At 74.2% G+C, this 11,934-nt stretch carries 10 protein-coding genes; 4 read left to right on the forward strand and 6 right to left on the reverse strand.

Translation table 11 applies throughout. The features are described 5' to 3' along the window. Nucleotides 1-152: 152 nt before the first annotated feature. Nucleotides 153-1,529, reverse strand: a complete 1,377-nt coding sequence (locus ACWDY5_RS33020) for a serine hydrolase domain-containing protein (RefSeq protein ID WP_449726057.1) — start codon at nt 1,527-1,529, stop codon at nt 153-155. A 91-nt stretch (nt 1,530-1,620) separates the two neighbouring features. Here ACWDY5_RS33020 and ACWDY5_RS33025 point away from each other — a divergent pair, with 91 nt between their 5' ends. Next, a complete protein-coding gene (locus ACWDY5_RS33025) occupies nt 1,621-3,003 on the forward strand; it encodes a phenylacetate--CoA ligase family protein (RefSeq protein WP_449726058.1) in 1,383 nt (460 codons plus the stop codon). Here ACWDY5_RS33025 and ACWDY5_RS33030 read toward each other — a convergent pair. Next, nucleotides 2,972-3,793 (reverse strand): alpha/beta fold hydrolase, encoded by an 822-nt coding sequence (locus ACWDY5_RS33030; RefSeq protein ID WP_449726059.1) that lies wholly within the window; start codon nt 3,791-3,793, stop codon nt 2,972-2,974. The two genes, ACWDY5_RS33025 and ACWDY5_RS33030, sit on opposite strands and share 32 nt — an antisense overlap. 58 nt (nt 3,794-3,851) lie before the next feature. Beyond that, a complete protein-coding gene (locus ACWDY5_RS33035; protein WP_449726060.1) occupies nt 3,852-4,922 on the reverse strand; it encodes a GDSL-type esterase/lipase family protein in 1,071 nt (356 codons plus the stop codon). Between the two features lie 135 nt (nt 4,923-5,057). On the opposite strand from ACWDY5_RS33035, the gene ACWDY5_RS33040 reads away from it, so the two are divergent. Both ACWDY5_RS33040 and ACWDY5_RS33045 read left to right on the forward strand, forming a co-directional pair. After that, nucleotides 5,058-5,642 carry a sigma-70 family RNA polymerase sigma factor gene (locus tag ACWDY5_RS33040; RefSeq protein WP_449726061.1) on the forward strand — a complete coding sequence of 195 codons (585 nt, stop codon included), beginning with the start codon at nt 5,058-5,060 and terminating at the stop codon, nt 5,640-5,642. Further along, nucleotides 5,639-6,295, forward strand: coding sequence for an anti-sigma factor family protein (locus tag ACWDY5_RS33045; protein WP_449726062.1), 657 nt, complete (start codon nt 5,639-5,641; stop codon nt 6,293-6,295). The genes ACWDY5_RS33040 and ACWDY5_RS33045 overlap by 4 nt, the downstream gene beginning before the upstream one ends. A gap of 7 nt (nt 6,296-6,302) precedes the next feature. Here ACWDY5_RS33045 and ACWDY5_RS33050 read toward each other — a convergent pair whose 3' ends face one another. The 3 genes from ACWDY5_RS33050 to ACWDY5_RS33060 all read right to left on the reverse strand — a co-directional run bounded on the left by ACWDY5_RS33050 (nt 6,303) and on the right by ACWDY5_RS33060 (nt 9,899). Beyond that, the gene (locus ACWDY5_RS33050; protein WP_449726063.1) at nt 6,303-7,316 is read right to left on the reverse strand and encodes a Gfo/Idh/MocA family protein; all 1,014 of its coding nucleotides are present in this window, start codon (nt 7,314-7,316) and stop codon (nt 6,303-6,305) included. A 146-nt stretch (nt 7,317-7,462) separates the two neighbouring features. Then, nucleotides 7,463-9,214, reverse strand: a complete 1,752-nt coding sequence (locus tag ACWDY5_RS33055; protein WP_449726064.1) for an ATP-binding protein — start codon at nt 9,212-9,214, stop codon at nt 7,463-7,465. Next, nucleotides 9,204-9,899, reverse strand: a complete 696-nt coding sequence (locus ACWDY5_RS33060; protein WP_252484771.1) for a response regulator transcription factor — start codon at nt 9,897-9,899, stop codon at nt 9,204-9,206. Before ACWDY5_RS33060 ends, ACWDY5_RS33055 begins: the two co-directional genes overlap by 11 nt. Nucleotides 9,900-10,021: 122 nt before the next feature. On the opposite strand from ACWDY5_RS33060, the gene ACWDY5_RS33065 reads away from it, so the two are divergent. Further along, nucleotides 10,022-11,608, forward strand: coding sequence for a flavin-containing monooxygenase (locus ACWDY5_RS33065; protein WP_449726065.1), 1,587 nt, complete (start codon nt 10,022-10,024; stop codon nt 11,606-11,608). Nucleotides 11,609-11,934: the final 326 nt, after the last annotated feature.

Genomic DNA, 11,934 nt, shown 5'->3' on the forward strand with positions numbered 1-11,934 from the left:
GGCGCGGGCGGTGCGGCGGGGCGCGCGGCCGGGCGGGCGCGGCGGATCCGGCTGGTGGCGGTCAGGCGGGGGCGTCGTCGGCGGGGACTGGACGGCATGCCACGGAATCTTGGCCGATCCGCCCAGTCCCGCCAACACCGGCAGGTAGATCGTCAGTTCGGCTCGACCGGCACCCAGCCCTCCGGGTTCACCCCGCCGGGGATCGGCGCGGCCGGGTCGTACGGGGTGCGGGTGAAGATGAAGGTGTTGACGTCCAGGTGGATGGCGGTGCCGTCGGCCGCGCGCCCGATGCGCAGCTTCTCCCCGGCGTAGTAGCCGTCCAGCCCGGTCCAGGTGCCGTCGTCGTTGGCGCGGAACCGGGAGGCTCGGCCGCGGCCGCTCCACGGGCTCAGGTCGAGCAGGCCGTCGGGCAGCAGCCGCAGCGCGTACGGGCTCGGGCCCCAGTACCACTGGCCGGTCAGCGCGAGCAGCGCCGGATCGGCCGAGGGCTGCGGCGCCCACTCCTCGGGCAGGTGCGGCTCCAGCTCGTGCAGCAGGTCGAGCAGGTCGGTGGCGATCGGGCCGGAGGGGCCGACGGTGCTGTTGGTCAGGTACAGCACCGCGGTGTCCTCCTTCGGGTCCACCCACACCGTGGAGACGAAGCCCGGCATCGACCCGGTGTGCCCGGCCAGCCGCCTGCCCTTGTGCCGCACCAGCTGCAGGCCGAGGCCGTACCCGGCACGCCACTCGTCGCCGTCGTCCACGGTGGCCGGTTCGCGCATCTCGGCCACGGTGTCCGGGTGCAGCACCTCGGCGGTGTCGCCGAGCAGGAACCGGGCCAGCCGGGACAGGTCGGTGATGGTGGACCACAGCTGCCCGGCCGGGGCCATCGAACCGGCGTCGTGCGCGGGCTCGGGCAGCAGCACGTCGGCCCACGGGTGCACCGCCCAGCCGTGCGCGTGCGGGGGCTTGGGCATCGCGGTGGTGCGCTGCATGCCCAGCGGCTCCAGCAGCTCCGCGCGCAGCGCGTCCTCCCAGGACCGGCCGCGCAGCCGGGCCACCAGCTCGCCGAGCAGGCCGTAGCCGACGTTGGAGTAGTGGAACCGGCGGCCCGCCCGGTGCGGGAGGTCCTCGCTGGTCAGGCCGTCGATCAGGGTGCTGGCCGGGTAGCCGGGGGAGCGTTCCCACCAGGGGCCGGGGGATTCGGCGGTGAGGCCGGAGGTGTGCGAGAGCAGCTGCGCCACGGTCCGCCCGCCCAGCGGGGTGCCGGGCAGGTGCCGGTCGAGCTGGTCGGAGAGGTCCAGCTTGCCCTCATCGCGCAGGCGCATGACCAGCAGCGCGATGAAGGTCTTGGTGATCGAGCCGATCCGGTACTGGGTGTCCAGGGTGACCGGCGCGCCCTCGACCTGGCCGCGGGCCCCGCTGAAGACCAGCTCGCCGCCGCGGACCAGCCCGGTGGTGAGCGAGGGGAGCCGGCTGCTCGCCTGCTCGACGGCCACCCGCCGCAACAACGCACGTCGCGTGCCGGGCAGCAGCTCACTGGACGACATGGCAGGCACTCCCTAGAACAGGCTGGTACTGGCGATTTCTCCCGGCGGACGCTACCGCACTCGGTTGTGGCCGTACGCGGGAGGAAATACCGTGGTCGCCCAACCAGCGGCCTGGGGGCTGACCATGAAGACGCACTGGCAGGCGTGGCGGGACCGGCGGGGCGAGCGCGGCCGGGTGCTCTCCCGGCAGCGGGCCCGGATCACCGAGCTGGTCTCCTTCGCCAGGGCCAACTCCCCCTTCTACCGCGCCCACTACGCGGATCTGACCAGGGACTACCGGCTCACCGACCTGCCGCCGACGAGCAAGCCGGAGCTGATGGACCGCTTCGACGAGTGGGTCACCGACCCGGCCGTCCGGCTGGCCGAGGTGGCGGCCCACCTGGCCGACCCGGCGCGGATCGGCGTGCTGTTCCAGGACCGCTACCTGGTCTCGACCAGCTCGGGCAGCAGCGGGCAGCGCGCGGTGGTCCTGCAGGACGAGCGGATGCGCACGGTGTCCACCGCGCTGGGCGCGCTGCGCACCATGCCCGCGCTGGGACCGGGCCTGCTGCGCCGGATCGCGGCCGAGGGCGGGCGGATGGCCAGCCTGGTCGCCACCGACGGCCACTTCGGCGGGGTGGCCACCGCGGAGTTCCAGCGCTCGCGGCGGGCCTCGCGGGCCGAGCGGCTGCGGGTGTTCTCGGTGCACGCGCCGATCGCGGAGACGGTGGCCGAGCTCAACGACTACCAGCCCACGATGCTGGGCGGCTACGCCACCGCCCAGGTCGCGCTGGCGCACGAGCAGCTGGCCGGGCGGCTGCGCATCGCGCCCGCGCTGGTCACCACCGGCGGCGAGGCCATCCCGGCCGCGGACCGGGCGCTGCTGGCCCAGGCCTTCGGCGCCGAGGTGCGCAACCAGTACGGCTGCTCGGAGTTCATGCTGCTCACCTTCGCCTGCGCGCTGGACCGGCTGCACGTCAACGACGACTGGGCGGTGCTGGAGCCGGTGGACGAGCGCGGCCGCCCGGTCACCCCCGGCATGCCCTCGACCTCGGTCCTGCTGACCAACCTGGCCAACCGGGTGCAGCCGATCATCCGCTACGACCTGGGCGACGCGGTCACCGTGGACGCGGACTTCTGCGGCTGCGGCCGCCAGTTCCCCACCGTGCGCGTGCAGGGCCGCACCAACGACCTGCTCGCGCTGCGCGCCCCCGACGGCAGCACCGTGCGGCTGCTGCCGCTGGCGGTCATCACGGTGGTCGACGGCCTGCCGGGGGTGCGCCGCTGCCAGATCGTGCAGACCGCCGCCGACCGGCTCCAGGTCCGGGTGGAGGCCACCACCGAGGACGCCTGGCCGCTGCTGCGGGACAAGCTGTGCGGCTACCTGGCCAGGCAGGGCCTCGGCACGGTGGACGTCTCCCTGGACCCTCGCCCGCCGGAACGGGATCTTGTCACTGGCAAGTTCAAGCTGGTGCTCGTGGCGAAGGCGGACTGACCACCCCGCCTGCCGAACCGCGTAGCAGCACCTCGGCCACCAGGTCCGGGTCATCGCTCATCGGCACGTGCCCGCAACCCGGCAGCTCCACCAGCCGCGCCTGCGGCGCCAGGTCCCGCACCCGCAGGCCCTGCCGGCGGGACAGCACCCGGTCCTTGGTGCCCCAGGCCACCGTCACCGGCACCTCGGCGGGCACCGTGCCCTGGAGCCGGAACTCCCGGCCCACCGCCAGCGCCACGTCGAACCCGGCCGCCTCGCGCAGCGCCCGCACCTCGGCCACCACCGCGGCCGCCGACCGGGCCGCGGGGCGTGCGTAGATCATCCCGGTGAACAGGGTCCGCGCCACCGGCCGCTGCGCCAGCCTGGCCACCACACCCGGCGGCATCACCCTGGCCGCGTTCCGGCAGGCCCGCAGCACCTGGAACGCCCAGGCCCGCTCGCGCGGCGTCCACAGCCCGGCCGGGGACAGCGCGGTCACGCTGCGCACCTGCCCGCGCTGGGCCAGCAGCAGCCCGACCAGCCCGCCCATCGAGTTCCCGGCCACGTGCGGCCGGTCAACGCCCAGCCCGGCGCAGAACTCCAGCACCGCGTCGGCCAGCAGCCCGGGGCGCACCCGCACGGTGTCGGGGAACATCGGCGAGGCCCCGAAACCGGGGAGGTCCAGCGCGATCACGTCCCGGTGCGCGGCCAGCCGGTCCAGCACCGGCTCCCAGGCCTGCCAGTGGTGCCCGACGCCGTGCAGCAGCACCAAGGGCGCACCCGAACCGCGACGCTCGTAGACCAGGTCCATGGCAGCAGCCTAGATCGAGACCAGGCGGTGCCGTATCCCCGGAACGCGGGACACCCCGCTACTTCGCCGCCCTGGCCCCGATGGCCGCGCCCGGCACCGGCCGCAGGTTGCGCTCGGTGTCGGCCACGCAGGCCGCGGCCTTGTCCGAGGTCTGCAGGAACTGGCTCAGGCAGCGCGCGAACTGCTCGTGCCCGGCCGCGTTCGGGTGGAAGGACTCCTGCATCGCGTGCGCCGAGCGGCCCTCGTCGCTGAGGTCCTTCCAGCTGATCTTCAAGCGGGTGAACCACTCCCCGTCACCGGTGCCGCTGGTCGAGCAGGCCTCCCGGCCCATGCCGGCCCTGGACAGGTCCAGGAACCGGGCGTCGGCCGCGGCCGCGGCGGTGCGCAGCCCGGCGGCCAGCTCACCGACCGCCTTGTCCTGCACCCACTCCAGGTCGCCGCCGCGGAACGGGCAGCCGCCCAGGTTGCGCAGGCTGTGCACCACGGTCCGGCCCACCGGCGCGGCGTAGGACTGCACCACCAGCTGGTAGCTGGGGTCCGGATAGCCGTTCTCCCGCATGCCCGCGCGGATCGCCTTGAGCGCGGCGGCCACCTTGGGCACCATCTTGTCCACCCGCTCGCCCCAGCCGGTGGCCAGCGCGCCGGAGCAGCCGGTGACGTTGGCGCGCAGCCAGGCCTCCGCGCAGTCCTTGACCACCGAGCTGAAGCCCGGCTCGTCGTTCGCGCCGACCTGCACCACGACCGCGGCGATCCGGTACTGCCGGGCGATCTCCAGCAGCCTGGGCACCTGCGGGCCCTCGTTGTGCTGCGGCCGGTCGAGCAGGTTGGCCGCCCGCGCCCCCGAGCAGGCCAGGTTGAACGTCTTCGCGAGGTCGGGCACCGACAACTTGTTGATCATCGCCTTGGTGGAGCGGTGGCACCAGTTGCCGTTCTCCCCGTTGGTGCCCGGCTCGTAGTCGCCGGCGCCTTCCCCGGACAGCGTGCTGTCGCCGAGGGCGACCACCGCCTTGGGCGCGTCCTCGGGGGGCGCGGGCAGTTTCGGGGCCGGGCCGTCGCTGATCAACAGCAGCAGGCCCACCAGCGGGATCACCAGCAGCAGGATGACGAGAGGGGAACGCAGATGACGCATCACGACCAGTCTAAGGATTCCGCGGGGCAGGCGGATCCGGTTCACCGGATGTCACGAATACGTCTGTTTGTGTGCATTGGCTGAACGGCCCCGGGCCGGGACTCGTAGACACCGGCGACGGCACAAGGGGAAACAATGGAGTTCACCGTTGGACGCGGCGCTGGGCGTCGACGGGGCAGGGCCGCCGCCGCGGGCGGTCTCGCCACCGACCTCAGCGCCGAGACCGGGCTGCGGGCGGCCTACGCCGCGCACGGCCCCGAGCTGTACCGCTTCGCGCTGCGCCAGCTCCGGGACGAGGGCACCGCCCAGGAGTCGGTGCAGGAGGTGTTCCTGCGGGCCTGGCGGGCGGCGGACCGGTTCGACCCGGACCTGGCCGGCCTGCGGGTGTGGCTGTTCGCGATCGCCCGCACGGTGGTGCTGGACCAGGCGCGGCGGCTGGCCGGCCGCCCCGGCCCCCAGCCCGCCGGGCGGGGGATGCCCGCGCTGGCGACCGAGCCGGGACTGGCCGAGTCGATGCTGGACCGCTGGCTGGTGGAAGAGGCGCTGCGCCGCCTGTCCGGCCCGCACCGGGTGGCGCTGGTCGAGGCGTACCTGCGCGGACGGCCCAGCGCGGAGCTGGCCGCCGAGGTCGGCGTGCCGGTCGCGGTGCTGCGCAGCCGGCTCTTCTACGCCCTGAAGGCACTGCACCTGGCGATGGAGGAGATGGGCGTGGAACCGTGAACGGCGAGTCGCACCAGGTGCTGCGCGCCCAGCTCGGCGCGTACGTGCTCGGCCGGCTGGACGAACCCGAATGCGTTGCCCTGCAAGCACATCTGGACTGCTGCGGGGACTGCCGGGCCGAGCTGGCCGAGCTGGTCCCGGTGGCCGAGGCGCTGGCCGAGGTCGACCCGGACCGGGTCAGCGACGAACCGGCCGTGCCACCGGGACTTGGCGAGGCGGTGCTGGGCCGGATCCGCGCCGAACGGCGCACCGTGCGCCGCCGCTCGGCCCGGCTCAGCGTCGGCGTGGCCATCGCGGTGCTGACCGGCACCGCCGTCGGCTACGTCGCCGCGGACCTGCTCCGCCTGCCCCCGGCCCCGCTGGAGACGGTCGCGGTGCAACAGCTGGCGGCCAGGGTGGCGGCCAGCGCGAACCTGGTCCCGCACACCTGGGGCACCGAGATCAAGCTGACCGCCCGCGGCTTCGAGCAGGGCGCCGGGTACCGGGTGGTGGTCACCGACCGCCGCGGCGGCGACCACCCGGCAGGGGAGTTCGTCGGCAACGGCTCCGGGGAGATCCGGTGCAACCTGAGCAGCGCCGTGCTGCGCACCGAGGCCACCGGTTTCCGGGTGCTGGACACCGAGGGGCGCACGGTGCTGGCCGCGGCGTTCTGAACCGCGCTCAGGTGGCGTCGGCGACCCTGGGCGGCAGACCGGCGGCGGTGTAGATCGCGTCGATGACCGCCATGTTGGCCACCGCGTCGGCCGGGGGTGTGAGCACCGGGCCGCCGTCCCGGATGGCCGCGACGAAGGCGTCGAGCTGGTGGGCGTAGCTGCTGCGCTTGTCGAAGCGCTCGACCCGGCGGTGGCCGTCGGCGCGCACGGTCAGCCGGTGGCCGAACTGCGGCGCGACCGGGTTGAGGATGCGCAGCTCGCCGCGGTCCCCGCGCACGCTGGCCGAGATCCGCAGCAGGTCGCGCGACCACATCGAGCAGCGGGTGCGCGCGGTGTGCCCGGCCGGGAACCGCAGTTCGGCGCGCATGGCCCGGTCCACGTCCTGCCCGCGCAGCCTGGCCCGCGCGGAGAGCACCTCGGGCTCGCCCTCGGCGGCGGCCAGGCCCAGGGTGCGGGCCATGTGCACGGCGTAGCAGCCCGCGTCCATCTGCGCGCCGCCCGCCAGCTCGAAGCGGTAGCGGATGTCGGAGAACTTGGGCAGCGGGAAGCACAGCGCGGTCTCGATCTGCTCGACCGTGCCCAGCTCACCAGCGGCGATGATCTCCACCGCGCGCCGGAACAGCGGGTGGTAGCGGTAGTGGAAGGCCTCCATCACGACCAGGCCGCTGCCCAGCGCCGCGGCGGCCACCTGGCGGGCCTCGGCGGCGTTGGCGGTGAAGGGCTTCTCGCACAGCACGTGCTTGCCCGCGGCGAGCGCGGCCAGGGTCCAGCGGCCGTGCAGGCTGTTGGGCAGCGGGAGGTAGACGGCGTCGAGGTCCGGGTCGGCGAGCAGGCTCGCGTAGTCCGGGTGCACCCTGGCGATGTCGTGCTTGCGCGCGAACCGCCGCGCCCGTTCCGCATCCCGCGCGGCGATCGCCACGACCTCCGCCGTCGGTGTCGCGCGCGCGGGCGTGAGCAGGGCGGCCGGGGCGATGCGGGCCGCGCCGAGCACGCCGATCCGCAGTGGGGGTTTGTCGGGCACGCCCCACTTCTACACCGATCGGCGGCAGCTGTGAACGCGCGCGGCGGCCGGGGCCGATCGAGGGCACACATCGTGACCGGGAGCGGCTCCGGCCGCCGGCTGGTCAGCGCGGCGGCTGGCCGGTGGTCAGCTCTGCCGCCGCCCGGTCAGCTCAGCTGGTCCGCGGGCAGCCGGAGGGTGAACACGGTGGCCACCCCCGGGGTGCTGGTCGCGGTCACGGCGCCGCCGTGCGCCTCGGCGAGCTGCCGGACGATGGCCAGGCCCAGCCCGCTGCCGCCGGTGCCCCGGTTGCGGGACTTCTCCGCCCGCCAGAACCGCTCGAAGACCAACGGCAGGTCCGCCTCGGCGATGCCGGAACCGTTGTCCGCCACCGAGATCACCACCTCCGCGTCCTCGGTGCCCGCGGCCAGGACGACCTCGCCGCCGGCCGGGGTGTGCCGCAGCGCGTTGGCCACCAGGTTGCCGACCAGCTGGCGCAGCCGGACCGGGTCGGCGTGCAGCTCCGGGTCGCCGTCGACCTCGGTGCGCAGCGCGATGCCGGACTGCTCGGCCCTGGCCCGGTGCGCGGCGGCCACCTGGTCCAGCAGGTCGGGCACCGACACCGGTTCCGGGTGCAGCCGGAACGCCCCGGCGTCGGCCGCGGCCAGGTCCTGCAGGTCGTCGATGATGTGTTGCAGCAGCAGCACTTCCTCCAGCTGGGAGGACAGCCAGGCGGCATCCGGCACGGCCACCCCGTCCTGCGCGGCCTCCAGCCCGCCGCGGATGGTGGTCAGCGGGGTGCGCAGCTCGTGCGCGATGTCGCTGACCATCGCCTTGCGCTGTTCCTCCAGGCGCTGCCGCCGGTCGGCCAGGTCGTTGAACGCCCGCGCCAGCACGCCGATCTCGTCCCTGGTGGTCACCGGCACCCGCCGCCGCCCGTCCGCGGAGGCGGCCTCGGTGAGCAGCCGCAGCGGTCGCACCAGCCGCCCGCCGACCAGCACGGTCACCCCGACGGTCAGCGCCAGCACCAGCAAACCCAGTCCCAGCAACCGGCTGGTGTCCACCCGCACCGGATCGGGCTGCGCGCGCGGATCGGCCTGGCTGGCCAGGAACAGCAGCGCGGCCGGGGCGACGTGCGGCCGCAGCTGCTCCCGGCGGGCGTCGTCCACACAGGACCGGATCACCGCCGCGTCCCCGGCGCCGCCGTACCAGGTGAAGTCCTCCGCCACCCGGATCCTGGGCTGCCCGTGCTGGCGCAGGCAGCCCGCGGCGAGCTTGTTCACCTCGTCAAGGGCCTGCTTCTCGGTGTCGCTGACCCAGCCCTTGTCGCAGAACTCCTCCAGCCCCGCCTTCACCGACGGACTGACGGCCTTGACCTCGGCCCTGCCGTTGGGCCGGACCACCGTCTGCGGTGACATGCCCGAGCCGCGCAGGCAGTCGGCCATCTTCTCCGCCTTCAGCCGCGACTGCTCCCGCTCCTGCTCGCTGAGCCGGAACGGCCCGATGGCGCGCGCGTCGATCAGGCTCTGCGCGGCGCCCGGCGCCAGCGCCGGATCCAGCCGCAGCGGGTCCACCACCGCGGCGGTGCGCGCGGGCAGTGGCGTGCCCGGCGCGGCCGAGTCGGCCAGGATCCGCCGGTCCTGGTCGGTGACCGCGATCCGCCGCCCGGTCCTGGCCGCCAGCTCCCGCACCAGCGGCCCGACCTCCGCCCAGCTCGGGTGGGTCGCGGCGTACCCGGCCAACCCGTCGTAGATGCTGGCGTCGTCGGCGAGCACCTGACCCTGCTCCTGCCGGATCGCCTCGCTGGTGGTGGTCGCGGTCAGCCACATGGTCAGCCCCACCGCGGCCACCGCGATCAGCACCGAGCTGGCCAGCAGCTTGACCACCAGGCTCCGGTGCGGCGAGACCCTACGGCGCATCACGGCCGCCGTCGGCGAGCTTGTACCCGACCCGGTACACCGTCAGCAGCCGGGCGGGCCGCCGCGGATCGGCCTCGATCTTCTTGCGCAGGTTCATCACGTGCACGTCGATGATCCGCTCGGTGATGAACTTGTCGTAGCCCCTGGTCCGCTCCAGCAGTTGTTGCCGGGTGAACACCCGCCCTGGCTGCTCGGCGAGCGCGGTCAGCAGCGCGAACTCCCCTGCCGTGCACTCCACCAGCCTGCCGTCCACGAACGCCTCGTGCCGCAACGGGTCCACCGTCAGCGAACCGGCCCGCAGCACGTGGTCGTCCGCGGCGGACCTGGTGCGGCGCAACAGGGTCCGGACCCTGGCCATCAGCTCGCGCGGGCTGAACGGCTTGGTCATGTAGTCGTCCGCGCCCAGGTCCAGCCCGAGCAGCAGGTCGTCCTCGGTGGAGCGCGCGGTGAGCATCAGCACCGGCAGCTCGGACTCCCGGCGCAGCAGCCGGCACACGTCCAGCCCGTCCAGCTCGGGCATCATCACGTCCAGCACCACCAGGTCGGGGCCGCGGGTGCGGGCCACCTCCAGCGCGGCCCGCCCGTCGTGCACCACGGTCACCGTGTGCCCCTCCTGCTCCAGGTAGCGCCGCAGGATGTCAGCCTGCTTGACATCGTCCTCGGCGACCAGCACGAACGCGCACACCCCCGCGACGATAGGCGGCCCGCGCCCACTGTCCGCGGCCGCACCCGCCGCCCTGACAGGTTCTTCACAACTCACCCGATCACACCTGGTGAGCGCTTGCTGACTTCGGCAGCCTTGATCTCATGCGGGAGCCGGAGTTCGACGTGGTGGTGGTCGGCGCTGGGTTCGCCGGGATGTACGCGCTGCACCGGTTGCGCGGCGCGGGCTTCCGGGTCCGGGTGATCGAGGCGGGTGAGGACGTCGGCGGCACCTGGTACTGGAACCGGTATCCCGGCGCGCGCTGCGACATCACCAGCGTCTTCTACTCCTACTCCTTCGACGCGGACCTGCAACGCGAGTGGCGCTGGTCGGAGCGCTTCGCCACCCAGGCGGAGATCCTGGCCTACGCCCAGCACGTGGCCGACCGCTTCGACCTGCGCCGGGACATCACCTTCGGCACCAGGGTCACCGGCGCCACCCGCGAGGGCGAGGACTGGCTGGTGCACACCGACACCGGCGCCGAACTGCGCACCCGGCACCTGGTCGCCGCGGTCGGCAGCCTGTCCGCCAGGAGCGTGCCCGACCTGCCCGGCCTGGACACCTTCACCGGCCTGCTGCTGCACACCGGCGCCTGGCCTGCCGAGCCGGTGGACGTGACCGGCCTGCGGGTCGGGGTGATCGGCACCGGCTCCTCCGGCATCCAGGTCATCCCGGTGCTCGCCGAGACCGCCGCGCACCTGACCGTCTTCCAGCGCACCGCGAACTACTCGGTGCCCGCCCAGCACCGCCGGTTCACCGACCAGGAGTGGCAGCGGATCCAGGCCACCTACCCCGAGCTCCGCGAGCAGTCCCTGGCCTCCTTCGCCGGGGTGCCACTGGAGTCACAGCCCTCCGCGCTGGCGGCGTCCCCGGCCGAGCGCGCGGAGCTCTACGAGCAGCGCTGGCGGGAAGGCGGTCTCGGCTTCTTCTTCAGCTACCAGGACCTGATCCTCGACCCGGCCGCGAACGCCACCGCCGCGGAGTTCCTGCGGGCCAAGATCGCCGAGCTGGTGCACGACCCGGACACCGCCGCCGCCCTCACCCCCGACTCGCACCCGATGGGCGCCAAACGCCCCTGCGTGGACGACGGCTACTTCCAGACCTTCAACCGTCCCAACGTCTCCCTGGTCGACCTGCGCAAGCACCCCCTGGAACAGATCCTCCCCAGCGGCGTGCAAGCGGGCGGCCAGGACCACGACCTGGACGTGCTGGTCCTGGCCACCGGCTACGACGCCCTGACCGGCCCACTGCTCCGCCTGGACATCCGCGGCGAGCACGGGGTCCGCCTGGCCGACCGCTGGGCGGAAGGCCCCACCAGCTACCTCGGCCTGACCGTGGCCGGCTTCCCCAACTTCTACGTCCTCGCCGGCCCCGGCAGCCCCTCGGTCCTGGCCAACGTCATCCTGGCCGCCGAGCAACACGTCGACTGGCTCACCACCCTGCTCACCCACCTGCGCGAGCAGGGCCTGCACCGCGCCGAGGCCGACCCCGCCGCCGAGCAGGAGTGGACCCGCCACGTGGCCGAAGCCGCCACGGCCACCCTGTACCCCCACGCCGACTCCTGGTACCTGGGCGCCAACGTGCCCGGCAAGCCCAGGGTCTTCATGCCGTACGCGGGCGGCTTCCACAACTACCGGGCCCTGTGCGACCAGATCGCCGCCGAGGGCTACCGCGGCCTGCGGCTGTCCTGAGCGACCCCGCGGCAGGCGTTGGCTGGGCGTTCGCCGCGACCGGCCGTAGGCTGGGGCAGCTCGCTTGCCGGAGCTGGGTGGCCGGGTCCAGGGTGTTGCGGGCTGAGCGGGATGTGGCCGCGGCCGCGGACGGCACCGGAGGCCGCAGGAGTCGCGGCCTCTTGGGTGCCGGGCAGCGCCCCGATCGGGAGCGGATGCGGTGCGGCGGCGGGGTGGGTGCGGCTGTCGCCAGGGGCCGCTGGTGGCCGGTGCCCCTCGGGTCCTGGGCAGCGCCCCGGCGGTGCCGGCCGGGCGCGGCTGGGGCCTGGCTGTGGGCGGAGTGGCCC

The organism is Crossiella sp. NPDC003009 (genome assembly GCF_053591555.1).

What these genes read in the sequence shown, in the direction of transcription:
- ACWDY5_RS33020 (WP_449726057.1), bottom strand. Translation starts at nt 1,529, where the DNA reads ATGTCGTCCAGTGAGCTGCTGCCCGGCACGCGACGTGCGTTGTTGCGG.
- ACWDY5_RS33030 (WP_449726059.1), bottom strand. Translation starts at nt 3,793, where the DNA reads ATGGACCTGGTCTACGAGCGTCGCGGTTCGGGTGCGCCCTTGGTGCTG.
- ACWDY5_RS33035 (WP_449726060.1), bottom strand. Translation starts at nt 4,922, where the DNA reads ATGCGTCATCTGCGTTCCCCTCTCGTCATCCTGCTGCTGGTGATCCCG.
- ACWDY5_RS33040 (WP_449726061.1), top strand. Translation starts at nt 5,058, where the DNA reads ATGGAGTTCACCGTTGGACGCGGCGCTGGGCGTCGACGGGGCAGGGCC.
- ACWDY5_RS33055 (WP_449726064.1), bottom strand. Translation starts at nt 9,214, where the DNA reads ATGCGCCGTAGGGTCTCGCCGCACCGGAGCCTGGTGGTCAAGCTGCTG.
- ACWDY5_RS33065 (WP_449726065.1), top strand. Translation starts at nt 10,022, where the DNA reads ATGCGGGAGCCGGAGTTCGACGTGGTGGTGGTCGGCGCTGGGTTCGCC.